This window comes from Salinibacterium sp. SWN248 (genome assembly GCF_015864575.1).
Taxonomy (GTDB): Bacteria; Actinomycetota; Actinomycetes; order Actinomycetales; family Microbacteriaceae; genus Rhodoglobus.
In genome coordinates this window covers 270,837-296,520 of sequence record NZ_JADYWW010000002.1, presented here as the reverse complement: position 1 = coordinate 296,520, position 25,684 = coordinate 270,837, and the positions used below count along the sequence as shown (strand labels likewise).

Genomic DNA, 25,684 nt, shown 5'->3' with positions numbered 1-25,684 from the left:
ATTGGGCCTTTTCGCAGTGATGGATCTGGGGCCTGGCGGGCGGAGCCGGAGCGTCAGGGATGGTGACGTACCGGCCCCACCCGTCAGGGGAGTGGTGCTGGTGAGGCTAGTTCTAGCGTGCGATTGTTGTCAGGTCGAATGACAACGTCGGCGCGTTCAGCGGAACCCCGGTGAGGTCAGCGTCTGCCGCCGTCACGTTCGGGTTCAGGAAGAGCCAGTCGGCCGCGGCTTCTTCGGCCATGGTCGCGGTGGCTTCCTTCATCAACTCGACGAAGGTTTCTTCGTCGCTCGCGTCTGCTTCAGCGAACAGTGCCATTACTTCGGGGTTGTCGTATCCCGCGTAGTAGGTTGGCGCCGCAAATGCGCTGACATCGCGCGGTTCGGTGTGAGCGATGATCGAGATGTCGTAATCGTGGTTGGTGAAGACCTCGTCGAGCCAGACTGCGGGGAACTCCAGCGTGGTGACGTCGGCGGTGATGCCGACCTGCGCGAGCTGATCCTTGACGACCTGTCCGGCATCCACCGCGTAGGGCAGGTTCGGGAGCTTCATCGAAACGGTGAGGTCACTGACGCCTGCTTCGGCCAAAAGTGCTTCTGCCTTGGCGGGGTCGTAGGGGTAGAGGTCAACGAGTGAGTCATCGAACCAGGGGTCAGTCGGCGGAACCATCGAGCCGATGATCGAACCGTAGCCGCTGTTCACGGTGTCGAGCACTGCCTGGCGGTCGACGGCGTACATGACAGCTTGACGAACGCGAACGTCGCTGAAGGCGTCGCTCTGGTTGTTCAAGGTCATCGTGGTCTCGCCGGTTGATGTTCCTTCGTAGACGGCGAAGTCGTCATCCGATTCGAACTGGCCGATGAGCTGGTACGCGGTGAGCGCGGAGATGAGGTCGATGTCTCCACCCAACAGCGCGTTTGTCTGGGCGGTGGCGTCGGCGTAGTAGTTGAACGTGACGTCGCTCATGAAGGGTGCTTCGCCCCAGTAGTCGTCGCGTTCGGTCAGCTCGAGGCTGGTACCCGAGGTGAATTCGCTCACGTCGTAGGGGCCGGTGCCGACTGGATCGGTGGCGAGATCATCGATGCCGTCGGGGCTGAACATCGTTCCGACCGGGCCAGCCATGTTGAAGAGCCAGCTGTTGCTCGGGGTGCTGAGTGTAATGGTTACTTCGGTGTCCGACACCACATCCACGGAGGAGATGGGGTCGAGGTAGCCGGGGCCGTTGGCGGTCCAGTTGTCGGCGACGCGTTCGAGGCTGAATTTGACGCTCTCGGCGGTGAAGGGCGAGCCGTTGGAGAAGGTCACGCCCTCGTGCAGGAGGAACGTGTAGACGAGTCCATCATCACTGACCGTGTAGGACTCGGCGAGCAGTGGCTGGATGTCGCCGGCGTTGTCGATTTTGACGAGGCCTTCGTAGACGTTGTAAAGCAGTGCCTGCGGGATCGCGGCACCGCCGGTGGTCGAGTAGTCGAGGCTTGCCGGGGAAGCAAGCAGGCCGACAACAAGCTCGGTGCTTGCGGCAGCATCGCTGGAATCGTCGGCGGCTGAACATCCGACGAGCGCGAGGGAAGCAACCATTGCGGTTGCGGTGATGGCGAGGGATTTCCGCCGGGTAAAGGACCTCATGTCTTGACAATCTCCTTGGTTTGTTTCCGATTTATTGCGGGAAAGGGAGTGGTGCGAAACGGGGGTGAAATGTGATGGATAACGGCCCGAAACAACTGGTCTGACCAGTACACTTGGGACGTGTCCGATAGTGTTGCACGCTCCACGAGGGTCGTCAACACGGGGCGCGAAATGATTAAAAATCGGCAACAATGATGTGCAAAAGGAAAGTAGATGACTGACAAAACTGAGTTCGTCGCCGTCAAGCCTGTGCGCGCGTATGAAGCGATCGTGGAACAGATCGAGCAAGCGATCGCCACGCGTCAACTCAACCCCGGAGATCGTCTGCCGAGCGAACGAGACCTGATGGGCACCTTCGCTGTGAGCCGCGCGACCGTGCGCGAAGCCCTTCGTGTGCTCGAAAGCGGTGGGCTGGTGCGCTCACGCCCCGGCGATCCTCGCGGACCCGAAATTCTTCAAGCGTCGCCAGCAACGTTGCACAAAGCGATGAACCGGCTGGTGCGCAGTGGCACGATCAAGCTCTCTGAACTGGTCGAATTCCGCGTCATGCTCGAAGGGGCATCCTGCACCCTGGCTGCCGAACATCGCACACCAGAACAGCTTGAAGTAATGCGCACCGCGGTCGAAGCCATGGAGTCGAGCATCGCTGGCGGCTCAGCGGCGTTTAGCCAAGCGGATGTCGAATTCCACGCCACGGTGTGGGAGGCAAGCCACAATCAACTCATGCAGATCTGCGGTGACGCCGCCCGCGGCGCGCTCGTTGATCTGGTGAACGACCGCATCGACAGTGCGCCAGACTCCGGCGCGCAAATGAAGCTGTCGCTCGCCCATGACTACGAAATCTTCAACGCCATCGAAGCCCAGGATGGCGCTCGGGCTGGGCAGCTCGCCCGCACCTTCGTGATTGAGTACTACGGCGACATGATCGAGCACGGCGATCGCAACGGCCTTGCCCTGCTGGGAGTGCCGAGCGAGTAACGCCCCGTGAGGCTAGCGCCGGGCGCGACGTGACGAGATAACCCCGGTGTCGAAACCCATGAGGTTGAGGCCACCGTTGAAGCGTGCGTGCTCGACTTTAAGGCAACGGTCCATGACGATGGTGAGTCCCTGCGATTCGGCGTAAACGGCGGCCTCTTCATTCCAGATTCCGAGCTGAACCCACACGGCCGGATTCTGGCCATGCAGTGCGCCGATGGCGAGTACGTCCTCGACCACGGCGGGAATGTCGCTGGCCTTGCGAAACACGTCGACGATGTCGGGCACTTCGGGCAGCGACGCGAGGTCGGGATAGGCCTTGTGGCCCAGAATCGTGTCGGCGTTGGGGTTCACGAAGTACACGCGGTAGTCGGTGGACTGCAGCAGATACGTGCCCACGAAGTAGCTCGACCGTGAGGGATTGGGGGAGGCCCCGACAATGGCGATTGACTTCGCCGCGCGCAGGATCGCGGCACGCTTTTTGGCATCCGGCCCCACCCAGGTTCGCTGCGACTTGAGCAGTTTGGCGAGCGGAGAACTGGCGGGCAGATCGCACGTGAGCCCATTGCTGAGCTGGGTGGTCTGCACTTCTTCTGTCGACATCCTTAGCCCTTCACTGCGATGGTCAACGCCTGATCGAGGTCGGCGATGATGTCTTCTGGATCTTCGATTCCCACGCTAATGCGCACGACACCCGGCAGTACGCCGCCGTCGATGAGCTGTTGCTCGGTGAGTTGCGCGTGAGTCGTTGACGCGGGATGAATCACGAGCGTCTTCGCATCACCAATGTTGGCAAGGTGGCTGGCTAGCTCAACGCTCTCAATGAACTTCTGACCGACGGCCCGACTGTTCTGCGTTCCCGCGCCGCGAACCTCGAACGAGAACACCGAGCCGGCACCCTTGGGCAAATACTTCTGCGCACGCTCGAAATGCGGATGCCCCGGCAGGCCAGCCCAGTACACAGTTTCGATGCGCGGGTCGGCTTCGAGCCACTCGGCAACGATGCGGGCGTTGTCGACGTGGGCTTGCATCCGGAAAGGCAGAGTCTCAACACCGGTCGCGAGCAACCAGGCCGAGTGCGGCGCAAGGGCGGGCCCGATGTCGCGCAACTGCTCAGCGCGCAGCCGGGTGAGGAAGGCGTATTCGCCAAAGTTGCCGCTCCAGTTGAGGCCGCCATAACTGGGAACAGGCTCATCGAAGAGGGGGAAGTGTTCGTTAGCCCAGTCGAAACGGCCGCTCTCCACGACGACACCGCCGAGAGTTGTGCCGGCACCGCCGAGAAACTTGGTCGCCGAGTGAGTGACGATATCGGCGCCCCACTCGATCGGGCGGCTCAAGTACGGGGTCGCGACCGTCGAGTCGATAACGAGCGGAATGTTGTGGGCGTGCGCGACCTCAGCGAGTCCCTCAATGTCCGCGATCTCGCCGGAGGGATTCGCGATGGTCTCCGCAAAGATCAGCTTCGTCTTCGGGGTGATCGCTGCCGCATAGTCGGCAGGGTCGGAGGAGCGCACAAACGTGGTCTCGACCCCGAAACGGCGCAGCGTGACATCCAACTGCGTAATCGAGCCGCCATAGAGGTTGGCACTCGAGACAATGTGATCGCCAGCCCCCGCGAGCGCCGCGAACGTGATGAATTGCGCGCTCAGTCCGCTGCCGGTGGCCACAGCGCCGAGGCCACCCTCGAGCGAAGCGACGCGTTCCTCAAAGCTGGCGACCGTGGGGTTGGCCAGCCGGGAATAGATGTTGCCGTACTTCTGCAGAGCGAAGCGGGCTGCGGCATCCGCGGTGTCATCAAAGACGTAGGCGCTGGTCTGATAGATCGGCAGAGCGCGAGCGCCCGTCGCCGCATCAGGGATGTTGCCCGCGTGAATTGCACGCGTGCGGAAACCATAGTCGCGATCAGCCATGGCTTCAGGCTACAGAGAACGGATGCCGCCAGCGGTCTTTCGCCGTAACAGAACGCCACGAAAGTGGTCGGTCTAGATCCACGTCGGCAGCCACCAGCGCAGTCGCAGCAGGTCGTAGTCGATGGTTTGGCCGGTCCAGAGCGGCCAGAAGAACACGCTGACCGCGATGGCGACGACGACAAAGACGGCGACGACGCCGAGCCCGCTCGTGCGTCGATAGCGATCGTCGTCGGATCTGCCGATGATCACCCCGAGTGCGGCCACGAGCGCCAGGATCAGGTACGGCTCGAACACGATTGTGTAGAACTGGAACACGGTGCGGTTCAGGTAGAGCAACCACGGCAGGTAGCCGGCGGCGACGCCCATCAGAATGAAGCCGGTCTGCCACTGGCGGTAGCGCACCAGTCGGTACACGAGATACAGCATGGCCGCGGTCGCAGCCCACCAGATGATGGGGTTGGCGATTCCAGAGATGGAGGCGCCGCAGGCATCCGCGAGACAGCCGTCGTCGCCGCGGGACAAGTTTTCGTAGAACATGCTCGTGGGGCGGATGAGCAGCAGCCAGGTCAGCGGGTTTGCTTGATACGGATGTGGTCGGCTTTCGCCCACGTGGTAGCTGTAGACGCTCGACTGAAAGTGCCACAGGCTTTGCAGGTCGAGCGGCACCCAGCTGAAGAAACCTGTCCACGCGTTGCCGTCGTTTTCGGCCCAGTTGCGGTCGTAGCTGTTGTCGCTGAGGAACCAGGCGGTCCACGTGCTGAGGTACACGAGCAGCGCAATCGGCACGGTCAGCAGGAAGCTGACGGGGGCTTGCTTGAAGAGAGTGCCGGAGCCCCAGAAGCTGATGCCGGCGCTGCGGCGCGCCAGAGCATCCACTACCAGGCTGTAGACGGCGAAGGCGGCCAAAAAATAGAGACCATTCCATTTGACGGCGGCAGCAAGCCCGAAGGCGACGGCGGCGAGAATGAGCCAGGGCCGCCACCACAACGCAGGACCCCATTCGGTGCTCGCGCCGCGGAGCCCACGGCGACTGCTCCACAGCGCCAGCCGGGTGGCCGAATGCTCGCGATCCAGCAGCATCGCACCGACCCCGAGCAGGGCGAAGATCATCACAAAGTTGTCGAGCAACGCGACCCGACTCATGACAATCGCGTTGCCATCGATCGCCATCAACAGCCCGGCGAGAGTCGCCAACAGCGTGGAGCCAAACAGTTTCTTGGCGATCAGCATGAGCACCACGACCGCGAGAATGCCGACAATGGCGGTCGCGATGCGCCAGCCAAAGGGATCTTCGCCTCCGCCCGGCAGCATGCCCAACCCGATCAGCCACTTGCCGAGTGGCGGATGCACCACAAACGACGGGTCATTCAGAAAGATGTTGACCTTGCCGCTGTTGAACAGGGCATCGGCTTCGGCTGGCCACTGTGCCTCGTAGCCGAGATTCACTAGCGTCCACGAATCCTTCACATAGAAGGTCTCGTCAAACACCAGCGACGACGGATGCCCGAGGCCAACCAGTCGCGTGAATGCTGCGATCAGCACCACAATCGCCGGCCCAGCCCACCCGAGCCAGCGGCGGGTCAGCGGACTTCTCGCCGCCCACCAATGATCGAGCCCAGAGCCCTCGTCGGCGGCATAGTGGCGGCCCGAGGGTGCTGAAGAATCCGAAGCCTCTGAGCCGTCCGAAATCTCAGACGCACGTGCCGGCGACTCGTTCGACAGGATGTCGTCGAAGTCGCGCGGGTTCGTCTGGCTCACCCCGCAATGGTACTGAGGGAAACCATGCGCTGCAGACCGGAGCCCAGTGTTCTGGGGGAGTCGACGCTAGCTCGCGGGAAAGATTTCGTCCCAGCGCCCACTCGGGGTTCCGAAGGACTGCCAGATCCAGGTCACTGCGGTCTCGGCCGATGGGCGCGGTTCCATGGCGAGCCACGCTTCGATGATGCCGAAGGTTGCGCCGGTGATGCTGGCACTTTCGATGTCGAGGGCGATGCCTTCCAGCTGGTCGCTGCCGTGGTTGATGATTCCTTCGCGCACGATCTGTTTGAGCCGGGTGCGCATGCGCGAGGCGACGAGGGCTGAACCGCGTGGTCCTAGGGCGCTGGAGTAGACCGCCGCATTGGCATCGATGTGGCCGAGATAGTTGCTGAGCGCGGGCGGGGCTGTGGCACTTTCGGGGTCGAGGTCTGCCAGTTGAACGCCGGCCTCATCCGCCGCGGCTTCGATGGCGAAGGCCAACAGGGTCTCTTTGTCGGCGTAGTGCTGGTAGAAGCTGCTGCGGTTGACGCCGGCGCGTTCGGCGATGTCGCTGACGGTTACTTCGTCGAAGGCGCGTTCTTGGGTGAGGGCGAAGAGTGCCTGCTGCAGGCTCTGTCTTGTTCGTTCTACGCGCACATCCATTCTTTGATTCTGGCAGACAATCTCGCCGCGAATGTGAGTTTTCCGACAGTTGTTGGAAAACTCGTCAAAGACGAATACGATGGCCATGGCCCGATGAAGTGCCCCGTACTGTTTTCTACGAGAGGTCCTCTTCAGCATGGCTGAACTTCTGTATCGCCTTGGCCGTCTCTCGGCCCGCCGCGCTTGGCTCTTTATCGTGAGCTGGATCGCTGTTCTTGGTCTCGCCGTTGGTGGCTTCGCCCTCTTCGGCGGCACGCTGTCGTCGACGATGTCGATTCCCGGCACTGAAACAGAGCGTGTGGCCTCCGAACTCACCGACCGCCTCGGCGACATTGGCGGCATCTCCGCCACCGTTGTGTTCGGTTCAAAAGACGGCGAAGCGTTCTCTGCTTCGCAGCAGTCTGAGATCACGGATGCTCTCGCCGAGCTCACCTCACAGAACGATGTCAGCGCGGTCATCGACCCCTTCGAGACTGACGCCCAACGCGACGAGCAAGCGCAACAGATCGTGGACGGTCGCGAGCAGATCGACGCAGGCAAGCAGCAGATCAGTGACGGCCAGGCCCAATTGGATGCAGGCGCTCAAGAACTTGAGGCTGGTCAGACCCAACTGGATGCCGCGATTGAGCAGGCCAAAGCGGCAGGCTTCTACGAGGCATCCGTCGCTCAGTTCGATGCCCAACAGGCTCAGATTGATGCCGGACTAGCCGAGCTCACCGCCCAGCAGGCCACGATCGACGAGAACACGACGCTGCTCGACGAGCAGGAGCAGCAGCTTGGCTACGGCGAGCGCCTCATGGATGCCGCCGCCGCAATCACCTTTGTCTCCGACGATGGCGCTACGGCGCTCGGCCTCCTCACGTTCGACAGCGAACTGCTCGACCTCTCGGGGGAGACGAAGAGTGCGATCGCTGCTGAGCTCGATGCCATCCAGATCGATGGAGTAACCGTCGACTACTCGTCGTCGATTGCGACCTCGACCGATGGCCTTCTCGGCATCGGCGAGTTGATCGGTGTGCTGCTGGCCGGGCTCGTCTTGCTCGTGCTGTTCCGCTCGTTCTTGCCTGCGGTGCTGCCGATTGTGTCATCGCTCATTGGTGTTGGTGTGGGTGTTGCGGGTTCGCTCGCTCTGTCGGGCGTCGTAGAAATGACCTCGGTTACTCCGATTCTCGGTGTGATGTTGGGCCTCGCGGTCGGCATCGACTACACCCTCTTTATCGTGCAGCGTCACCGTCGTCAGTTGGCGGCGGGCATGGAGCTCCACGAGTCGATCGGTCTCGCCAATGGAACGTCGGGCAACGCGGTGTTGTTTGCCGGGTCGACGGTGTTGGTGGCTTTGCTCGCCCTCAATGTCAGCGGCATCCCGTTCCTCGGTGTGATGGGAACGGTCGGCGCTGTCTGCGTGCTCGTCTCGGTTCTTATTGCGGTCAGCCTGACTCCGGCACTGTTGTCGTTGCTCGGCACTCGCGTTCTGTCGCGTCGTGCCCGCCAGGAAATCGGTCATGAGGTGCACAAGCAGGTTGCCGCGCGACCGATGCGCACGAGCCGGGCGATTGCGATTCTCGTGGTTGCCATTCTCGGACTGCTCGTGGTCGCCATCCCCGCGCTCTCGATGCGTCTCGGCTTGCCGGATGGTTCGTCTGAGCCGGCCGATTCGACCCAGTACCGCGCCTACACGACGGTCGCCGAAGAATTCGGTGCCGGGCAGAACGGTGCGCTCTTGGTCACGGCCACCCTGCCCGAAGGCGTGGAGGAGGATGCCGTTGTCGAGACGCAAGCCGACCTCGCCGACATGCTGCTGGCCTTCGATGACGTCGTCGCGGTTGCCCCCGTCGGTGTCTCGGATGAGTCAGATTACTTCGCGTTCCAGGTCATCCCTGTTGACGGTCCGTCGAGTGAGTCGACCGGCCAACTCGTGCACGACCTGCGCGACAGTTCGCCGCTCGATGGTGGAATCGAACTCGGTGTTGCGGGTTCGGCCAGCGGAAACATCGACATCTCCGAGAAGCTCGCGGGAGTGCTGCCGCTCTACCTCGCCGTCGTCGTGGGGCTCTCGCTGCTCATCCTGATTCTGGTCTTCCGTTCACTACTCGTGCCGGTTATTGCGACTCTCGGCTACGTGTTGTCGCTGCTGGCTGCGTTCGGCGCGATGGTCGCCGTGTACCAGTGGGGCTGGTTGGGTGCCGTCTTCGGCGTCACCGATCCGGGGCCGCTGTTGAACTTCGCCCCGATCATCATCATGGGCGTGCTGTTTGGCCTCGCCATGGATTACCAGTTGTTCCTGGTTTCGGGCATGCGCGAAGCGTACGTTCACGGTGTCCCGGCTAGGGCCGCGGTCATGAGCGGATTGCGCAGCGGGCGAGCGGTTGTCACGGCCGCCGCGATCATCATGATCGCCGTCTTCGGAGGCTTCGTCTTCTCGCACCTCGCGATGGTGCGCCCGCTCGGCTTCGGTCTTGCCGTCGGCGTGCTGTTCGATGCCTTCGTCGTGCGGATGCTGCTCATCCCGTCGCTCATGCACTTGCTTGGGGCCTCCGCGTGGTGGCTGCCGAAGTGGCTTGACCGCATCCTGCCCAGTGTGGATGTCGAGGGTGCCGCTCTCGAGCGCAGTCACCCCATGCACGTTGTTGCTCCGGATGACGCGAGCAGCAGTTCAGAGCCTGCACCCGCTGAGCGCTAACCGCTAACACTCGCTCCCGCTGCCCGGGGAGGCTTCCGCTACAGCGGAGTCTCTTCGGGCAGTAGTGCGTTCGGCCCAGCCCCGGGTTCTCCGGGCACGCGGGATGCCGCCCGCACGGCCCCGATTGATGCTGCGATCACGAGCGCGATTCCGACTCCCTGAATCAGGGTGATGTTTTGCCCGAGCACGAAGAAGCCAGCGCCGGTCGCGATAGCGGGAGCCAGTGCCATGAGCACTGAGAACGCGGCGGCGGAGATACGACGCAGCGCGATCAGTTCGAGGGCGTAGGGAATCGCTGATGAGCAGATGGCGACCGCGAGGCCGCGCACGAGAATCGAAGGTTCGAGCAGAGTGCTTCCGGCCTGCGAGATGCCGAAGGGGAGGCTGATGATCGCGCCGATTGCCATGGCGATAGCCAGACCGTCCAAGCCGGCAAAGACTTGGCCGGTCTTGCGTGAGGCCAAGATGTAGCCCGCCCACGACACGGCGGCGGCAAGAGCGAAGGCAACACCGACGGGGTCGAGGGCGCCAACGCTGCCCAGGCTGAGCAGGGCGACACCGGCGAAGGCGAGCACAGCCCACAGCCACGCACTAGCGCGGCGGGCGACGATGACGGAAAGTACGAGCGGGCCGAGCACCTCAATAGTGACGGTCGCCCCGAGGTCAACGCGCGAGAGAGCTTCGTAGAACAGCAGGTTCATGCCGCCGAGCGAAATACCAAAAATGACCGCCATGAGCCAGGCCCGCTTCGAGATGGCGCGCAGGTTGGGGCGGGCAATCGCCAGCAGAATCGCGGCGGAGAAAACCAGGCGCAGCGACACCATTCCGGCGGGGCCGACTTCGGGGAACAGCAGCACCGCTACCGAAGCGCCGACGTCCTGAAAGATCAGGCCCAACACCACAAGCATGACAGCGCCGAGGGGCGTTCCCCTCAAGGGCGGACGAGTCGACATAGTGCAACCCTACGACCTGAGAAGGGGTGATCTGCGCGCGAAAGGGAGCCGAATTCTGCGCGTTGTGCGCGGGTGGGAGAATGGCCGAGTGATCATTCTTGCGGCGACTCCCATTGGCAACCTTGGCGACGCGTCTCAGCGCCTCATCGAGGCCCTCACGAACGCTGAGGTGATCGCGAGCGAAGACACCCGCACGACCATCCATCTCATGCGCGCTCTCGGCATCGACAACCGGCCGCGGCTCATTCCGCTGCACGAACACAACGAGTCAGAGAAGGCCGCCGAGATCGTCGAGTTGGCCCGTGATGCCGACGTTCTGGTTCTCAGCGATGCCGGGATGCCCGCCATCAGCGACCCCGGATTTCCTCTCGTCTCGGCAGCCGCCGCCGCGGGGGTTACCGTCACCGCTTTGCCAGGACCGAGCGCAGTCCTTACCGCCCTCGCTGTCTCCGGCCTGCCGACTGACCGCTTCAGCTTCGAAGGCTTCTTGCCGCGCAAGGGCCGCGTCGCCTACTTCCGCACCCTCGCTCGTGAAGAGCGCACGATGGTGTTCTTCGAGAGCCCCAACCGTCTGCCCGCGGCGCTCGCCGACCTCGCCACCGCCTTGGGCGATGACCGTCGCGCTGTCGTCTGCCGTGAACTCACCAAGATGTACGAAGAGGTTGCCCGCGGCACCGCCGCTGAACTCGCCGCCAAGTTCAAAGACGGCGCCCGAGGCGAGATCTGTCTCGTCGTCGAGGGTGCACCGCCCGCGACATCCGATCTCCCGACCGCAGTCACTTACGTGCTCGCGCTGGTCGCCGATGGTGCTCGCCTAAAAGAGGCGGCGACCGAAGTGGCCGAGCAAACCGGGCTCAGCAAGCGCGAACTGTACGAAGCGGCCTTGCGCTCCAAGCCGTAACCTCTCGACTCCCTCTGAACGTCATCCCGCCGCTGAAGCGAGGGATCGTTGTCATCGTGAGCGGTTTAGGCCGCTGACTCGCACGCAACCTTCAACTCGTGGTGGTCTTTCGTAAGCGCCTTCTTTGTTGCTCCGAGGAACAGCAATCCGACCACGCTCATGAGGCGTGCCCCGAAGGTGAGCGGTGTCATCGTGAAGCGGTAGTCCAACCGAGTTCCGCCGTGACTCGGCATGAACAGGTACACGCTCTGGTAGTGCATGCCGTGCGACTGCGCATCCACGGTGTACGACACATCCTGCTCGTAGGCCGTCACCCACATCACTTCGGTGGCTTCTTTTCCCGCAAACACGCGAGTCTCACGCCACTTTGTGCCGACAGAGAGTTGCGCAGGGCCCTCAAGAACTTCGAGCGAGAGGATGCCGCTGACTCGGGATGGTGTGCTGTCGAGGTCAGTGAAAATCTCGAAGACGCGTTGCGTTGGCGCATCAATGTGCACGCTGTCGGTGATCTTCATTGAGTCTCCCAAATTCGACGCACGACGTGAAGCTCTCGGCGCATGAGCGGCAGCGTTGCGTAGATGAAGCCTACGACCTTATGCCGCGACGGGCACCTGCGCGTGCGCGTCAGTGACGGTGCTGCTCTTGCGCACGAAACGCTTGAGGGCGACGACGATGAGGGCGGTGACGATGGTTCCGGCAACAATCGCGAGCAGGAACATCGGGAACGGATTGATCGCGAAGAACACGAACACTCCACCGTGCGGCGCCTGCGAGGTAACGCCCGCAGCCATGATGATTCCACCAGTGACGGCACTGCCGATGGCGCTGGCAGGGATCACGCGCAGCGGGTCAGCAGCAGCGAACGGGATGGCGCCCTCCGAGATGAACGAAGCACCAAGCAACCACGCTGCCTTGCCGTTTTCCTTCTCGACGGGCGAGAACAGACGGCGAGCAAGCACGGTGGAGGCGAGCGCCATCGCGAGAGGCGCAACCATTCCTGATGCCATGACGGCGGCCATGATCATCCACGGTGCCTGGTTGTCGATTGCACCGGCACCGAGACCGGCGACAGCAAAGGCGTACGCCACCTTGTTCACGGGGCCACCGAGGTCGAAGCCCATCATGGCTCCCAAGATGAGGCCGAGAACGACAGCGGAGGCGCCGGTCAGGCCGTTGAGGAAGTTGTTGAGAGCAACGGTGAGGGAGGCGATCGGTCCGCCAAGGATCAGCACCATGAGGCCGGAGGCGAAGATCGACGCCAGCAACGGGATCACGACGACGGGCATGAGACCGCGGAACCAAGCTGCGGTCTTGCGCTGAGCGAGCCAGTGCGCGGCGACACCGGCGAGGAGTCCACCAACGATTCCGCCGAGGAAGCCAGCACCCATCAGACCCGCGACAGCTCCGGCGGTGAAACCGGGGGCGATGCCGGGGCGGTCAGCAATCGCGTAGGCGATGTAACCGGCAAGGGCGGGCACGAGGAAGCCCATCGAGGCGGCACCGATCTTAAAGGCTGCAGCGCCGAGGTACGCCGCGAGGCCCCCCTCAGGCAAGTTCCAGAGGCTGTTTTGCGCGATGATGTCGCTCGCGGTGTCGGTGATCAGGTAGCCACCAAGTAGGAAGCCGAGCGCGATCAAGAGACCGCCACCGGCCACGAACGGAATCATGTAGCTCACACCGGTGAGCAGGGCGCGCTTGACGGTCTGGCCGAAGTGCTCGTCGCTCGTGCTGCTGGTGGCCTCAGTGGCTGCTCCGTCACCGGCAACGCGCGCAGCGTCGGGGTCGCTCGCGGCGGCGAGAGCTTCAGCGATCATCTCGTCTGGCGCGTCAATGCCGCGCTTCACGGGCGACTGCACAAGAGCCTTGCCGGCGAAACGAGCCTTGTCGCGCACATCCACATCCACAGCAAAGATGACAGCGGATGCCGCAGCAATAATCGCAGGATCCAGCGGCGTTGCCCCTGACGAACCCTGAGTCTCGACGTGGAGTTCCACGCCAGCTCGTTCTGCGGCGGCGGCGAGTGAATCGGCGGCCATGTAGGTGTGGGCGATGCCGGTGGGGCACGCGGTGACGGCAATCAACACGGGGCGCGCGGCGCCGTCTGAGCCCGAGGCAGCGGTCGCGGCGGGAGCAGCGTGTTTGGCGGTGCTCGCTGCACCGGCGGCACCAGCACCAGCGGCAGATCCAGCCCCAGCAGCGGGTGCAGCCTCTGCTTCGGGCGCGGTGGCCTGCTCGACGAGAGCAACGATGTCTTCGCGGGTTTCCGCGGCGCGCAGGCTGTCGACGAACTCGGGGTTCACGAGCGAGCGGGCGAGAGTGGAGAGCACCGTGAGGTGTTCTTGGTCGGCGCCGGCCGGGGCCGCGATCAAGAAGATGAGGTCGGCTGCAGCATCCGCCGCCCCGAAATCAACGGCGGGCTTCAGGCGTGCCATCACGAGGGTTGCCTCGGTGACGGCTTCTGAACGGCAGTGGGGGATGGCGATTCCGCCGGGAACTCCCGTGTCGGTGAGCTGTTCGCGAGCCCAGGCGTCGTCGAAGAGCGACTCCGCGTTCGTGGCGCGGCCCTGTTCGGCGACGAGATTCGTTAGCGCGCGAATGACACTTTCGCGGTCGGTGCCGAGATCGGCATCCAACAACACGAGGTCGGTGGTGATGAGGTGCGACATTGCTTTCTCCTTGTAGGCAGCAGTGGTGATGCTGAGATTTATGGTGCGGTGGGGCGGCTGAGTAGGCGCACGTCAGCGGCGGTGGGGGTGGTGTCTTCGGGGCTCGGCATGGTGCTGCCGGGCAGGGAGGCGGCGGCGGCTCCGTGAGCGACGGCCTGCGCGAGGCGTCGTTCGGGGGCAGCACCGCGCTGGTCGGCGAGAAGGTAACCGGCTAAGGAGGCATCTCCGGCGCCGACGGTGCTCTTGGCCGCCACGGGAGGCATGGTGGCGCGCCACGTCTCGTCGGCGGTCACGAGGAGCGCTCCGCGTGATCCGAGGGTGGCGAGGACGGCACGGCAGCCGCGAGCGACGAGGCTGAGCGCGGCGGCAGCGGCGGCATCCGGATCGTCCTCAAACGTGTCGGGAAGGCCGGTCATTTCTGCGAGCTCTTCGGCGTTGGGCTTAATGAGGTCAACGCCAACACCCGACTCAATGAGCGCGAGCATGGGGGAGCCGGAGGAGTCGACGGCGATTCGGGGGCACGCGCCAGCAGCCGTATCGTCAGCAGCGGCAGCGCGAATGGCTTCAATGACGCGCACATAAAAGTCGTCGCTCAGGCCGGGAGGAAGCGAGCCGGCGAGAACAACCCACTCTGCACGGCGAGCGTGCGAGACGACAAGATCGATGAGAGCGGCATCGTCATCAGCGGTGAGCTGCGGGCCGGGCTCGTTGATCTTGGTGGTCGTGCCATCGGGCTCGGTGATCGTCACGTTGGAGCGCACGCGACCCGCGATCGGCAGCCCAGCGGTCGGAGTGTGCTCGGCGCGCAGGGCGACCAGCATCGGGTCAGAAGCATCGCCGGGCAGCACGGCAATCGTGTCGAGGCCCGACGCGATGAGCGCTCGCGACACGTTGACACCCTTGCCGCCTGGCTGCTCGCTGCTAGCTACCGAGCGCTGAACTTCGCCGCGGTCGAGAGCAGAGTCGAGCTCGATCGTGCGATCGAGGCTGGGGTTGGCGGTGATGGTGACGATCATGCGATCACCGTTTCGACATCCGCGCGCCCGAGGGCAAGCGTGAGGTCATCGTCGGGGGAGTGATCGGTGATGATGGTGTCGACCTCCGAGAGTGAGGCGAAACTCATCAGCGTTTCGATGCCGAGCTTCGACGCGTCGACGAGAGCGATGGCGCGACGCGAACCTCGAGTGAGCGCGCTCTTGACGGCTGCTTCGTCGGGGTCTGGCGTGCTGAAACCAAAGTCGGCGTGAACACCGTTGGCTCCCAAGAATGCGATATCGGGGCGGATGCCCGCCAGCTGGCTGAGCGTGGTGGAACCGACCGCAGCCCCCGTGATGCCGCGCAAGCGACCGCCGATGAGCTGAACCTCAATGTGCGGGTTCTCGCTCACGATTGCGGCAATCGAGATCGAGTTGGTGATGACGGTCAGCGAACCAGCGGATGTCGCGGGCTGCCAGTCACGCAAGTGCTGCGCCAGGCGGCTCGTCGTGGTGCCCGAGTCGATGCTGATCGCGCCGGTGAAGGTGGACGGAATAAGGGCCATCGCGGCCACCGCAATGCGCTCTTTGGCATCCGAGTTGCGGTCGGTGCGGGCAGCGACACTTTCCTCGACGCGACTAATCCGAGCCGCCGAGACCGCGCCCCCGTGCACGCGACGCAATACGCCTCGTGCTTCGAGCTGATCGAGGTCTCGACGGACCGTTTCGCTTGACACGTCGAACGTGCGGGCGAGGTCGATTACGGCGACGCGACCAACTTCAGCAAGCGTGCCCTCTATGTGCTGTTGCCGCTCTTCTGCGTACATCCGTAATCTCCAGTGATTGCCAACGCACCCGACTGCGTTTCTGCGAGAGTACGCTTGTTGCCGCGGCAATGCAACACAAATAAAGAAAAAACCACACACTCCCACATGGGGAGGCGTGCATCCGACTCCCGACTCGGTCGTGGACTGTTGCTGCTGCGCTCAAAACACCCCCGGCGTAATCAATCGACACAGGCGAATAGAATGGGGGCATGTCTGCCGGCGACTCCTTCTACATTGCGACGCCCATTTTCTATGTAAACGACGTTCCCCACATCGGGCACGCGTATACGGAGGTGGCCGCCGACGTTCTTGCGCGCTGGCACCGTCAGCGGGGTGAAGACGCCTGGTTGCTCACGGGCACTGACGAGCACGGCCAGAAGATTCTGCGCACCGCCGTGGCCAACAACACGACTCCGCAGGAGTGGGCCGACCGCCTCGTTGCCGACTCCTGGCAGCCGCTGCTCGAGACGATCGACATCGCCAACGATGACTTCATCCGCACGACCGATGAGCGTCACGAGAAGGCAGTGTCGACCTTCCTGCAGCGCCTCTATGACGACGGCCACATTTATGCCGGCGAATACGAGGGTTACTACTGCGTCGGTTGCGAAGAATACAAGCAGCTTGATGACCTCGTCACCGCTCCCGATGGCGACTACAAGGGGCAGCTCGTGTGTGCGATTCACTCGCGCCCCGTCGAGATTCTCAAGGAGAAGAACTACTTCTTCCGCATGAGCGACTTCGGGCAGAAGCTGCTCGACCTCTACGAAAGCCAACCCGACTTCGTGCAGCCCGCGAGCGTGCGCAACGAAATCGTGCAGTTCGTCAAGCAGGGGCTCGACGACCTCTCCATTTCGCGCTCCAGCTTCGACTGGGGTGTCAAGGTTCCGTGGGATGAAACCCACGTCGTGTACGTCTGGTTCGATGCGCTGCTCAACTACGTCAGCGCCATCGGCTACGGCGTCGACGACGAACAGTTCGCCAAGCGCTGGCCCGCCGTACAACTCGTCGGCAAAGACATTGCCCGCTTCCACGCCGTCATCTGGCCCGCCATGCTCATGGCTGCTGGGCTACCCGTTCCGCGCGCCGTCTTCGGTCACGGCTGGTTGCTCGTCGGTGGCGAAAAGATGTCCAAGTCGAAGCTCACCGGTATCGCCCCGAGCCAAATCACCGACACGTTCGGTTCTGATGCGTTCCGCTACTACTTCATGAGCGCCATCACGTTCGGTCAAGACGGCTCCTTCAGCTGGGAAGACCTGAGCGCGCGCTACCAGTCAGAGCTGGCCAACGGCTTCGGCAACCTTGCCTCGCGCGTTATTGCGATGGTGAATAAGTACTTCGATGGTGAGATTCCGACGCTCGGTGAGCTGACGGCATCCGACGAAGCGATTATTGCCACCCAGAAGCGTGCGACCGAGCAGTCGAACGCGCTAATTGACACGTTCGCGATCAACGAAGCGCTGGCCTCGGTGTGGCAACTCGTGGATGAACTCAACGGGTACATCACCGAGCAAGAGCCGTGGGCGCTGTCGAAAGACCCCGCCAACCGCGAGCGTCTCGGCACCGTGTTGGCCACGACCGTCAACGGTCTGGGCACCCTCGCGATTCTGCTGTCGCCCGTGCTGCCGAAGGCAACCGAAAAGCTCTGGCAAGCCATCGGTGGTGTGGGTGAACTGCGCGAGCAGCGCATCGACGATGCCACGAGCTGGTCGAACACCGGTCGCGTGACCGCGCTCGAATCGTCACTGTTCCCGCGCATTGAAGTGGATGCCGAGAGCGGCACGGCGTGACCGAACCGTTTATGAGGCAGCGTCACCGCAGCGCCGACGACAAAGCCTCTGAGAAGACGCAGTATCCGCCGCTGCCTGAGCCGCTCGAGGGCGTTGTCTACGACAATCACACGCACCTCGAGATCGCTGACGGCGGGCCAGACGGCGCGCTCTACTTCACCGAACATCTCGCGCGCGCAGCCTCGGTCGGTGTTCGTGGCGTCGTGCAGGTTGGCACCGATGTGGCGACGAGTCGTTGGTCGGCTGAACTTGCCGCCACTAACCCACGTGTTCTCGCTGCGGTAGCGATTCACCCGAACGATGCTCCCGAACTCGACGCCGCAGGGGAGTTGGATGACGCGCTCGCAGCCATCGACGCACTCGCCGCGCTTCCACGAGTGCGCGCGGTCGGCGAAACGGGTCTCGACTTTTTCCGCACGGATGACGCGGGCCGCCCGGCGCAGTTCCGCTCCTTCGAAGAGCACATTGCGATTGCCAAACGGCACGGCCTGGCGCTGCAGATTCACGATCGCGACGCCCACGACGACGTCATCGAGACACTGCTGCGCGTTGGCGCTCCCGAGCGAACGGTCTTCCACTGCTTCTCGGGCGACGCTGCAATGGCCCGCATCGCCGCCGACAATGGCTGGTTCTTGTCGTTCGCCGGAACGGTGACGTTCAAGAACGCGGCGAACCTGCGCGAGGCTCTCTCCGTCATCGATCTCGACCGCATTATGGTCGAAACCGACGCTCCCTACCTCACGCCGCATCCGCTGCGGGGGCGGCCCAACGCGCCGTACCTGATGCCGCACACGGTGCGCGCGATGGCCGCTCACCTCGAGATCACCGAGCTCGAGCTTTCGGCTCAGCTCTCCGCCACTACCGAAGCCGTCTATGGTTCGTGGGATACCGAACTTCCCGCCGGTATCGAGGCCGCACCCGCGCGCGGCGACGCGACCGCTGCATCCGTCTCGAGCGCACAGAATGTAGGCACGCGATGAATACTTTGCTCGGTCCCGCCGAAATCCGCGATCTTGCTGATCTGCTCGGCATCCAGCCCACCAAGAAGTTGGGCCAAAACTTTGTCATTGATCCCAACACGGTGCGCCGCATCGTGAAGGCCGCGCACGTCGTCTCGGGCGAAACGGTGGTCGAGGTCGGACCAGGGCTGGGATCGTTGACCCTCGGGTTGCTCGAGACCGGGGCATCCGTTGTCGCTGTCGAAATCGATAAGCGCCTGGCTGCCCAGTTGCCCATTACCGTCAGCCAGATGCAGCCGGATGCTCAACTCACGGTCATCACCGACGACGCGTTGCGCGTCACTGAGCTACCCAACGACCCCCGTGTTTTCGTCGCGAACCTGCCCTACAACGTGTCGGTGCCGGTGTTGCTGCACTTCTTGGAGCACTTCGATTCGCTCGATCGCGGCCTCGTGATGGTGCAGGCCGAGGTCGGCAACCGCGTCGCGGCGGGCCCCGGCAGCAAGGTCTACGGTTCGCCGAGCATCAAGGCGGCCTGGTACGGCGAGTTCTCCACCGCGGGTCTGGTGAGCCGCCAGGTGTTCTGGCCCGTGCCCAATGTCGACTCGGTGCTCGTGCGCTTTGAACGCCGCGAACAGCCGGGCACGATCGACGAACGCAAAGCTACCTTCGCGCTCGTGGATGCCGCCTTCCAGCAGCGTCGCAAAATGTTGCGTCAGTCGCTCTCGAGTCTGTTGGGCAGCTCAACTGCCGCCTCCGACCGTCTCATTGCGGCGGGTGTCGCGCCCACGGCCCGCGGCGAGGAGCTCACGGTGCACGATTTCCTTGCTATTGCCCGCGCGGCGTAGCGCAGCCATTCCGTTTGGTGCCAAACGACGGTAGGTTTACCTCATGTCGGAAGCAACGAACAGCACCCCCAGTGACCGCGACGTTCTGGAAGGAACAGGGCGGCATCCCGATGAGTGGTTTGCTTTTCTCGATATGGCGGGCGCAACCACGTGGCAGCACTCCGAGTTTCTGAGCTGGTTTGAAGCCAACGCTGCTCACGTGAGCAGCGAGTGGGCGGAGTCGGTTACAGCGCGCTATGCGGCGATCCGCGGGCTCACTATTTCCCCGTGATTTCGCTACGGTAACGAGACCCTCACAATTGTGCGCGGGGGCCAGTTATTCCCATCCGGCGCACAGACAGGTCCGCCGCACAAGGTAAGTTTGGTTCATGACTACCGCCCCGGCAGCCTCAACAATGGTTCACGCCCGTGCCCCCGGCAAGGTCAACGTCTTTCTCAAAGTGGGCTCGCTGCTCGACGATGGTTATCACGATGTTGCGATTGCCTATCAGGCCCTTTCGCTGTGTGAAGATGTTCGAGCATTCCACGCCGACGACTTCTCTGTTTCTGTCACGGGAACGGTAAACCTGTCGCGCGTTCCCACCGATGGTTCGAACATTGCGATTCAAGCAGCCCGCCTGCTTGCCCGCCGCACCGGCTACCGCGGCGGCGTTCGCCTCGAGATCGAAAAGCATGTTCCTGTCACCGGCGGCATGGGTGGCGGTTCTGCGGATGCCGCAGCAACCCTCCTTGCCTGCGACGCGTTGTGGGGCACCAACATCTCTCGCGAAGAAATGCTCGGCCTCGCTTCTGAACTGGGTTCCGACGTGCCGTTTGCGCTCACCGGTGGAACCGCGATCGGAACAGGTCGTGGCGACCAACTCAGCCCGGCTCTGGCCAAAGGTCAGTTTCAGTGGGTGTTGGCGCTCGCCGACTTCGGGCTCTCAACCCCGGAGGTCTACACCGAGCTCGACCTCCACCGTCAGCGTCACTCTCAAGACATTTTTCCCGCGGAGGTTGCCCCAACGGTCGAGACCGATGTGCTGCAGGCGTTGCGCGCCGGCGACCCGCACATGCTCGCCGAATGTCTCCACAATGACCTTCAGGCCCCCGCCCTCAAGTTGCAGCCCTCTCTCGCCGCAGTGATTGAACTTGGCGAAAAGAACGGTGCTCTCGCTGGCGTCGTTTCGGGCTCAGGGCCGACCGTAGCGTTCCTCACAGCCGACCTCGATTCGGCTCTCGAACTGCAGATTGCGCTCAGTGCAGCCCAAATGAATGTGGTGCGAGCAACCGGTCCAGTGCACGGAGCGCGAATCATTACCGACTAACCGCAGTAGGCTTGCCCGAATGGCACACCTTCTTGGCGCTGAGTCCCTTCATCTTGAATTTCCGACCCGCGTAATCTTCGACAATGTCACCATCGGCCTCGACGAGGGCGACCGTATCGGCATTGTCGGTCGCAACGGTGACGGCAAAACCACCCTTATGCGGATGCTCTCGGGCAAGCTCGACCCCGACGACGGGCGAGTAACCAGACGCAATGGCGTCACTCTCGGCATGCTCGATCAGGCCGATGAGCTTGATGGCACCAAGACGGTGCACGAGACCGTCATTGGCGACATTGATGAGCACGTGTGGGCGGGCGACCCCAAGGTTCGCGACGTCATTGCGGGTCTTGCTGCTGACATCCCATGGGAAGCCAAAGTTGGCGACCTTTCCGGTGGTCAGCGTCGCCGGGTTGCTCTCGCTGCTCTCCTGATTGGTGACTGGGATGTCATCTTCTTGGATGAGCCCACTAACCACCTCGACGTCGAAGGTATCTCGTGGCTTGCGAACCATCTCAAGCGCCGCTGGGGCACTAACGCCGGTGGGTTGCTGGTCGTCACTCACGACCGGTGGTTCCTCGACGAGATTTGTACCGCAACGTGGGAGGTGCACGATCGTCTGATCGAGCCCTTCGAGGGCGGCTATGCGGCCTACATTCTGCAGCGTGTTGAGCGTGACCGCATGGCGGCTGCCTCAGAGTCGAAGCGTCAAAACCTGATGCGCAAAGAGCTGGCGTGGTTGCGCCGCGGTGCTCCCGCCCGCACCACCAAGCCAAAGTTCCGCATTGATGCGGCAAACGATTTGATCGAGAACGAGCCGCCCGCCCGCGACAGTGTTTCGCTGTCGTCGATGGCGATGCAGCGTCTCGGCAAAGATGTCGTTGACCTCGAAGACGTCACCGTCACCTATCAGGTCACGGATCCCGCCTCCGGAGCCGCGGGCGAGAAGACTGTACTGAAAGACGTCACCTGGCGCATCGCTCCTGGTGAGCGCACGGGCATCCTGGGTGTCAACGGCGCCGGAAAATCGACGCTGCTGTCGCTCGTCTCGGGAACCCTCTTGCCCACCAAGGGTCGCGTCAAGCGCGGTAAGACCATCAAGGTCGCCACGCTCACGCAGCAGCTTGCTGAGCTCGAAGACATTTGGAACGAGCGCGTCAGCACGGTCATCGGTCGCCACAAGAGCACCTATGTCACGGGCGGCAAAGAAATGACGCCGACCCAGATGCTGGAGCGCGTTGGCTTCACAAGCACGCAGCTCTCCACCCCGGTGAAAGACCTCTCGGGTGGTCAGAAGCGTCGCCTCCAGCTGCTGCTCATTTTGCTCTCCGAGCCGAACGTGCTGATTCTGGATGAGCCCACTAACGACCTCGACACCGACATGCTTGCGGCGATCGAAGACCTCCTCGACACCTACCCGGGAACGCTGCTGGTTGTCAGCCACGACCGGTACTTGCTCGAGCGCGTCACCGACCAGCAATATGCCGTGATGGAGGGCAGCTTCCGCCACCTTCCGCGCGGTGTTGACCAGTACCTCGAATTGCGCACGCAGCAGCTCAAGGGCTCCACGGGGGCAAGCGGCGCTGCCGCTGGTGCTCCGGATGCCACAGCCGCCAAAGCGAAGCCCAAGTTGGGCGGTGCTGAACTGCGCAACTCGCAAAAGGAGCACGCTGCGGCCGGTCGCAAGATCGCCAAGCTGCAGGGGCAGATCGCTGAACTTCACCAGCGCATGGCCGCTCATGACCAGTCAGACTTTGCTGGTCTCGGTGCCCTCGTCGGCGAGCAGCAGGCTCTGCAAGAGGCTCTCGACACCGTCGAGAACCGCTGGCTCGAACTCGACGAACTACTCGCTTAGCGGGCTGCCACACCGGTCGGCAGTGCGACGTTGAGACGGAACCCCTCGGGGCCGTTCTCGGCGTTCACGCCGCCGCCGTGTGCTTCCACGATGCCGCGCACAATCGCGAGCCCGAGTCCTGCACCGCCTGATCCGCTCGACTCCTGATCGGGAGTGCGGGCTTCGGTGGCACGCCAGCCGATCTCAAACATGTGGCTGAGGTCTTCACTGGCGACCCCGCTGCCCTGATCGAGCACCGAAAGCACGAGGCTCGTGTCGTCGCGCTGGTCAGCACTCACCAGAATCTGCGAGTCTGCCGGCGAGTACCGGATGCTGTTGGTGAGCAGATTCACGACGACGCGAGTGAGCTCATGGGGGTCGGCCCAGAGCATCCGCCCCTCGACGCCGGCATGGCTGATCTGGATGCCGCGGGCCGCAGCCAGCTGGCTGACGTCGGCGACGGCATCCGACACAATATCGAGCAGTTCAACGTTCTCGGGGCGGAGCTTGAGGGTGCCGCTCTGAATAAGCGACAGCTCAAAGAGGTCATCGACGAGACGATTCATGGTGCCAACCTGGGCGCGAATCTGGCGCAGGTAGTCGCTCGGGTCATCGACGACTCCCGCGTCGAGGGCTTCGGCGAGGGCGCTGATGCCGGTCAGGGGAGTGCGCAGGTCGTGCGAGATCCAGGCGAAAAACTGGCGGCGGGAGGCGTCGAGGCGAGTGATTTCGTCGCGAGCGGCAGCAAGCCGCTGGGAGGCTTCAGAGAGTTGCACCGATACTTCGGCAACCTCTTTCCAGGTGTCGGAGTTGGCCGCAACGACGTCGCCGGCACCAACCTGCGCGACGCTTTCTCGCAGCTTGGCAAACGCCCGCCGGACCGCACGCCCGCTCACGAGGGCCGCACCGAGACTCATGACCGTGGAGATTCCCACGACCCAGAGCACAACCTGCAGATCGTGGGCCGAGAGATACATTTGCGCGGTCACCACCACGGTCGTGAGCGCGATCGACATAATCGCGGCAATCACGACAACCGTGAACTGGAAGGCGATTGAGCGACGACGCCCGAGCCGCAGAACGAGAAGCGCGACCAGCATGACGACGGCCGTGCAGACGGCAGCGGTCGCGAGAATAAACAGCAGCTCACTGGAATTGAGGATCATGCGGCATCCTTCACGGTGAAGCGATACCCCTTGCCCCACTCCGTGAGGAGGTAGCGGGGGTAGCGCGGTTCGGGTTCAATCTTTTCGCGCAGGCGGCGCACGTGCACCGTGACGGTGGATGCCTCGCCAAAGCTCCAGCCCCAGACCTCGCGCAAAATATCGTCGCGGCTCAGCACGCGTTCGGGGTTCTGCAACAGAAAGAGAAAGAGCTCGTATTCGCGGGTGGTCAACGTCATTTCGTGGCCGTCGAGCAAGATCTTGCGATGCGCTGGATCAACCCGAAACTGCCCGAGGGCAAACGGTTCGGATGACACGTGCGAGCTGCGCGTACGACGCACCATCGCGTCCACCCGCAGCTGCAATTCGCGCAGCGAGAAGGGTTTTGCGATGTAGTCGTCAGCACCGTGTTCGAGACCATCGATGCGTTCTTCAACGGCATCCAGAGCGGTCAGCATGATGATCGGCAGTTGCGGGGATGCCGCACGCGCCTGGCGACAGAGTTCGTCGCCCGCGACGCCGGGCAGCATCCGATCGAGAATAAGAACATCGGGCAATGGCCCGCGCAAGGCATCGCGGGCCTGAAGGCCATCGCTAATGCCGGTAACGGAATATCCACGTGCGCGCAGAAATTCGGTGACAACCGAGAGCACGGTGGCATCGTCTTCGACGATCATGACGCTCGGCTGGTTTTCCATAACCCCAGCCTAGATTGAGCGGTCGTGGCGTAACGGGTTTCAATTCTTACGCTCTTGAAACATTCGTCATTTTCAGGGATGCCGCGGCTTACCTTCGTAACCGTCACCGCGTCATCGACTCGGAGGCATCACCCATAACCTCACGAACTTAGGAACTCCCTCATGAGAAAAATAGCTATTCCAGCTGCAGCAATTCTCGCGCTCTCCCTCATGCTCAGTGCCTGCAGCGGTGCAGCCACTGACACGTCGAGCAGTGAATCCACGGCTCCGGAATCCTCGGAGACCGAAACCGACACGGAGATGATGCACGAAGAGGTCACAGGAACCTTCGAGGGCGCCGGCGAACACTCCGTCGAAGGAACCGTCACCGTCAGCGACATTGAGATCGTGCTCTCGGGCTATTCCTCCGACGAGGGTCCCGACCTGAACATTTATCTCACCAACGGTGCCGATGAAGATGCCGTAGCAGCAGGCATGCAGATCGACTCCGTCGTGTTCGACGAAGCCAGCCAGACCTTCACCTTCGACGCCATGGATATCTCCGGCTACGACACCGTCGTCATCTACTGCGACAAGGTCAAGGCAATCTTCGGATCAGCACTCCTCTCATGATGAACCGCGCGCTTTCCCTCTTCGCTTCCGTCATCACGGGAGCGGCGAGGGTGGGCCTCGGCATCCTGTGGTTGAACGAAGGTCTCTTCAAAATCAAGGCAGGATTCGACGGAGCCGACATCGGCCTTGTCGTTCAAAGCACAGCATCCAACAATCGGGTGGCAGATGGCTTCGAGGCGTTTACCGCTACTTTCCTCGGTGGCGCCCCCGGCTTCTTCGGCTGGGCTATCCCCGCTCTCGAAGTCGGGCTGGGAATCGCGCTGATCTTGGGCGTGCTGACCTTCCCCGCCGTCCTTATGAGCGCAGTGACGCTTCTGTCGTACTGGTCAGCCGATCAGCTGATCGAGGAGTACCCGATCATGCTGGCCCTCTCGGTCGTTGTTGCGGCGTTCGTGGTCAGTGCTTCACGACTGTCGGTGACGACCATCATCGAAAAGCTGGTTCTTCGAAAGAAGCCAGAATCTCGTTGGTTCGCAGCACCCGTTCGTCGCTGGCTCTAGTCGACATCGACGATCCACGAGATATCGCTCACGGCCCGTTGCTCGCATTGTGCGAGTTACGGGCCG

The 25,684-nt window shown here is 62.8% G+C and carries 23 protein-coding genes; 11 read left to right on the top strand and 12 right to left on the bottom strand.

The genetic code is table 11. The annotated features are described in order from the left end of the window. Positions 1 to 112: 112 nt before the first annotated feature. The gene (locus tag I6E73_RS11320) at positions 113 to 1,624 is read right to left on the bottom strand and encodes an ABC transporter substrate-binding protein (protein WP_197125656.1); all 1,512 of its coding nucleotides are present in this window, start codon (positions 1,622 to 1,624) and stop codon (positions 113 to 115) included. A 213-nt stretch (positions 1,625 to 1,837) separates the two neighbouring features. Here I6E73_RS11320 and I6E73_RS11315 point away from each other — a divergent pair, with 213 nt between their 5' ends. After that, the gene (locus I6E73_RS11315; protein ID WP_197125654.1) at positions 1,838 to 2,602 is read left to right on the top strand and encodes a FadR/GntR family transcriptional regulator; all 765 of its coding nucleotides are present in this window, start codon (positions 1,838 to 1,840) and stop codon (positions 2,600 to 2,602) included. A 12-nt stretch (positions 2,603 to 2,614) separates the two neighbouring features. On the opposite strand, the gene I6E73_RS11310 is transcribed toward I6E73_RS11315, so the two are convergent. The 4 genes from I6E73_RS11310 to I6E73_RS11295 form a co-directional block, all read right to left on the bottom strand. Continuing rightward, the gene (locus I6E73_RS11310) at positions 2,615 to 3,202 is read right to left on the bottom strand and encodes a CoA-binding protein (protein ID WP_197125652.1); all 588 of its coding nucleotides are present in this window, start codon (positions 3,200 to 3,202) and stop codon (positions 2,615 to 2,617) included. A 2-nt stretch (positions 3,203 to 3,204) separates the two neighbouring features. Then, complete coding sequence (locus I6E73_RS11305; RefSeq protein WP_197125650.1) at positions 3,205 to 4,509, bottom strand: O-acetylhomoserine aminocarboxypropyltransferase/cysteine synthase family protein; 1,305 nt, start codon at positions 4,507 to 4,509, stop codon at positions 3,205 to 3,207. Positions 4,510 to 4,581: 72 nt separating this feature from the next. Further along, positions 4,582 to 6,267: a dolichyl-phosphate-mannose--protein mannosyltransferase gene (locus I6E73_RS11300; RefSeq protein ID WP_197125648.1), complete on the bottom strand. Its 1,686-nt coding sequence runs from the start codon at positions 6,265 to 6,267 to the stop codon at positions 4,582 to 4,584. Positions 6,268 to 6,333: 66 nt separating this feature from the next. Next, entirely contained in the window at positions 6,334 to 6,909 is a 576-nt protein-coding gene (locus tag I6E73_RS11295) for a TetR/AcrR family transcriptional regulator (protein WP_231600903.1), read from the bottom strand. A 136-nt stretch (positions 6,910 to 7,045) separates the two neighbouring features. On the opposite strand from I6E73_RS11295, the gene I6E73_RS11290 reads away from it, so the two are divergent. Continuing rightward, positions 7,046 to 9,589 carry an MMPL family transporter gene (locus tag I6E73_RS11290; RefSeq protein WP_197125637.1) on the top strand — a complete coding sequence of 848 codons (2,544 nt, stop codon included), beginning with the start codon at positions 7,046 to 7,048 and terminating at the stop codon, positions 9,587 to 9,589. A gap of 38 nt (positions 9,590 to 9,627) precedes the next feature. On the opposite strand, the gene I6E73_RS11285 is transcribed toward I6E73_RS11290, so the two are convergent. After that, positions 9,628 to 10,497, bottom strand: coding sequence for a DMT family transporter (locus tag I6E73_RS11285; RefSeq protein ID WP_197126312.1), 870 nt, complete (start codon positions 10,495 to 10,497; stop codon positions 9,628 to 9,630). 133 nt (positions 10,498 to 10,630) lie between these two features. On the opposite strand from I6E73_RS11285, the gene rsmI reads away from it, so the two are divergent. Further along, positions 10,631 to 11,443, top strand: a complete 813-nt coding sequence (gene rsmI, locus I6E73_RS11280; RefSeq protein WP_197107561.1) for a 16S rRNA (cytidine(1402)-2'-O)-methyltransferase — start codon at positions 10,631 to 10,633, stop codon at positions 11,441 to 11,443. Positions 11,444 to 11,508: 65 nt separating this feature from the next. Here rsmI and I6E73_RS11275 read toward each other — a convergent pair whose 3' ends face one another. The 4 genes from I6E73_RS11275 to I6E73_RS11260 all read right to left on the bottom strand — a co-directional run bounded on the left by I6E73_RS11275 (position 11,509) and on the right by I6E73_RS11260 (position 15,910). Continuing rightward, a complete protein-coding gene (locus I6E73_RS11275) occupies positions 11,509 to 11,958 on the bottom strand; it encodes an SRPBCC family protein (RefSeq protein WP_197125635.1) in 450 nt (149 codons plus the stop codon). A gap of 78 nt (positions 11,959 to 12,036) precedes the next feature. Further along, positions 12,037 to 14,109 (bottom strand): fructose-specific PTS transporter subunit EIIC, encoded by a 2,073-nt coding sequence (locus tag I6E73_RS11270; RefSeq protein ID WP_197125633.1) that lies wholly within the window; start codon positions 14,107 to 14,109, stop codon positions 12,037 to 12,039. Between the two features lie 38 nt (positions 14,110 to 14,147). Next, positions 14,148 to 15,125: a 1-phosphofructokinase family hexose kinase gene (locus I6E73_RS11265; protein ID WP_197125631.1), complete on the bottom strand. Its 978-nt coding sequence runs from the start codon at positions 15,123 to 15,125 to the stop codon at positions 14,148 to 14,150. After that, positions 15,122 to 15,910, bottom strand: a complete 789-nt coding sequence (locus I6E73_RS11260; protein ID WP_197125628.1) for a DeoR/GlpR family DNA-binding transcription regulator — start codon at positions 15,908 to 15,910, stop codon at positions 15,122 to 15,124. The genes I6E73_RS11265 and I6E73_RS11260 overlap by 4 nt, the downstream gene beginning before the upstream one ends. Positions 15,911 to 16,119: 209 nt before the next feature. Between I6E73_RS11260 and metG the strand changes: the two genes are divergently transcribed. The 6 genes from metG (at position 16,120) to I6E73_RS11230 (ending at position 22,666) form a co-directional block, all read left to right on the top strand. Then, positions 16,120 to 17,700, top strand: a complete 1,581-nt coding sequence (gene metG / locus I6E73_RS11255) for a methionine--tRNA ligase (RefSeq protein WP_197125626.1) — start codon at positions 16,120 to 16,122, stop codon at positions 17,698 to 17,700. Then, positions 17,697 to 18,680 carry a TatD family hydrolase gene (locus I6E73_RS11250; protein ID WP_197125624.1) on the top strand — a complete coding sequence of 328 codons (984 nt, stop codon included), beginning with the start codon at positions 17,697 to 17,699 and terminating at the stop codon, positions 18,678 to 18,680. Before metG ends, I6E73_RS11250 begins: the two co-directional genes overlap by 4 nt. Continuing rightward, a complete protein-coding gene (gene rsmA, locus I6E73_RS11245) occupies positions 18,677 to 19,507 on the top strand; it encodes a 16S rRNA (adenine(1518)-N(6)/adenine(1519)-N(6))-dimethyltransferase RsmA (RefSeq protein ID WP_197107549.1) in 831 nt (276 codons plus the stop codon). Before I6E73_RS11250 ends, rsmA begins: the two co-directional genes overlap by 4 nt. A gap of 43 nt (positions 19,508 to 19,550) precedes the next feature. Next, positions 19,551 to 19,778, top strand: coding sequence for a 4-diphosphocytidyl-2C-methyl-D-erythritol kinase (locus I6E73_RS11240; protein ID WP_197125621.1), 228 nt, complete (start codon positions 19,551 to 19,553; stop codon positions 19,776 to 19,778). Between the two features lie 97 nt (positions 19,779 to 19,875). Continuing rightward, the gene (locus tag I6E73_RS11235; RefSeq protein ID WP_197125619.1) at positions 19,876 to 20,814 is read left to right on the top strand and encodes a 4-(cytidine 5'-diphospho)-2-C-methyl-D-erythritol kinase; all 939 of its coding nucleotides are present in this window, start codon (positions 19,876 to 19,878) and stop codon (positions 20,812 to 20,814) included. Between the two features lie 19 nt (positions 20,815 to 20,833). After that, complete coding sequence (locus tag I6E73_RS11230; protein WP_197107543.1) at positions 20,834 to 22,666, top strand: ABC-F family ATP-binding cassette domain-containing protein; 1,833 nt, start codon at positions 20,834 to 20,836, stop codon at positions 22,664 to 22,666. Here the strand turns inward: I6E73_RS11230 and I6E73_RS11225 are convergent. Then, positions 22,663 to 23,811, bottom strand: coding sequence for a sensor histidine kinase KdpD (locus tag I6E73_RS11225; RefSeq protein ID WP_197125617.1), 1,149 nt, complete (start codon positions 23,809 to 23,811; stop codon positions 22,663 to 22,665). The genes I6E73_RS11230 and I6E73_RS11225 overlap by 4 nt on opposite strands. Continuing rightward, positions 23,808 to 24,506 carry a response regulator transcription factor gene (locus I6E73_RS11220; RefSeq protein ID WP_197125615.1) on the bottom strand — a complete coding sequence of 233 codons (699 nt, stop codon included), beginning with the start codon at positions 24,504 to 24,506 and terminating at the stop codon, positions 23,808 to 23,810. Before I6E73_RS11220 ends, I6E73_RS11225 begins: the two co-directional genes overlap by 4 nt. Positions 24,507 to 24,668: 162 nt before the next feature. Here I6E73_RS11220 and I6E73_RS11215 point away from each other — a divergent pair, with 162 nt between their 5' ends. After that, positions 24,669 to 25,118, top strand: coding sequence for a DM13 domain-containing protein (locus I6E73_RS11215; protein WP_197125613.1), 450 nt, complete (start codon positions 24,669 to 24,671; stop codon positions 25,116 to 25,118). Beyond that, the gene (locus I6E73_RS11210) at positions 25,115 to 25,618 is read left to right on the top strand and encodes a DoxX family membrane protein (protein ID WP_197125611.1); all 504 of its coding nucleotides are present in this window, start codon (positions 25,115 to 25,117) and stop codon (positions 25,616 to 25,618) included. Before I6E73_RS11215 ends, I6E73_RS11210 begins: the two co-directional genes overlap by 4 nt. Positions 25,619 to 25,684 lie beyond the last annotated feature (66 nt).

Coding starts and splice junctions, on each gene's coding strand:
- I6E73_RS11215 (WP_197125613.1), top strand. CDS start 24,669: ATGAGAAAAATAGCTATTCCAGCTGCAGCAATTCTCGCGCTCTCCCTC.
- I6E73_RS11265 (WP_197125631.1), bottom strand. CDS start 15,125: ATGATCGTCACCATCACCGCCAACCCCAGCCTCGATCGCACGATCGAG.
- I6E73_RS11270 (WP_197125633.1), bottom strand. CDS start 14,109: ATGTCGCACCTCATCACCACCGACCTCGTGTTGTTGGATGCCGATCTC.
- I6E73_RS11225 (WP_197125617.1), bottom strand. CDS start 23,811: ATGATCCTCAATTCCAGTGAGCTGCTGTTTATTCTCGCGACCGCTGCC.
- I6E73_RS11305 (WP_197125650.1), bottom strand. CDS start 4,509: ATGGCTGATCGCGACTATGGTTTCCGCACGCGTGCAATTCACGCGGGC.
- I6E73_RS11310 (WP_197125652.1), bottom strand. CDS start 3,202: ATGTCGACAGAAGAAGTGCAGACCACCCAGCTCAGCAATGGGCTCACG.
- I6E73_RS11315 (WP_197125654.1), top strand. CDS start 1,838: ATGACTGACAAAACTGAGTTCGTCGCCGTCAAGCCTGTGCGCGCGTAT.
- I6E73_RS11275 (WP_197125635.1), bottom strand. CDS start 11,958: ATGAAGATCACCGACAGCGTGCACATTGATGCGCCAACGCAACGCGTC.
- rsmA (WP_197107549.1), top strand. CDS start 18,677: ATGAATACTTTGCTCGGTCCCGCCGAAATCCGCGATCTTGCTGATCTG.
- I6E73_RS11295 (WP_231600903.1), bottom strand. CDS start 6,909: ATGGATGTGCGCGTAGAACGAACAAGACAGAGCCTGCAGCAGGCACTC.
- I6E73_RS11320 (WP_197125656.1), bottom strand. CDS start 1,624: ATGAGGTCCTTTACCCGGCGGAAATCCCTCGCCATCACCGCAACCGCA.
- I6E73_RS11230 (WP_197107543.1), top strand. CDS start 20,834: ATGGCACACCTTCTTGGCGCTGAGTCCCTTCATCTTGAATTTCCGACC.
- I6E73_RS11240 (WP_197125621.1), top strand. CDS start 19,551: ATGTCGGAAGCAACGAACAGCACCCCCAGTGACCGCGACGTTCTGGAA.
- I6E73_RS11210 (WP_197125611.1), top strand. CDS start 25,115: ATGATGAACCGCGCGCTTTCCCTCTTCGCTTCCGTCATCACGGGAGCG.
- I6E73_RS11285 (WP_197126312.1), bottom strand. CDS start 10,497: ATGCTTGTGGTGTTGGGCCTGATCTTTCAGGACGTCGGCGCTTCGGTA.
- I6E73_RS11260 (WP_197125628.1), bottom strand. CDS start 15,910: ATGTACGCAGAAGAGCGGCAACAGCACATAGAGGGCACGCTTGCTGAA.
- metG (WP_197125626.1), top strand. CDS start 16,120: ATGTCTGCCGGCGACTCCTTCTACATTGCGACGCCCATTTTCTATGTA.
- I6E73_RS11220 (WP_197125615.1), bottom strand. CDS start 24,506: ATGGAAAACCAGCCGAGCGTCATGATCGTCGAAGACGATGCCACCGTG.
- I6E73_RS11235 (WP_197125619.1), top strand. CDS start 19,876: ATGACTACCGCCCCGGCAGCCTCAACAATGGTTCACGCCCGTGCCCCC.
- I6E73_RS11290 (WP_197125637.1), top strand. CDS start 7,046: ATGGCTGAACTTCTGTATCGCCTTGGCCGTCTCTCGGCCCGCCGCGCT.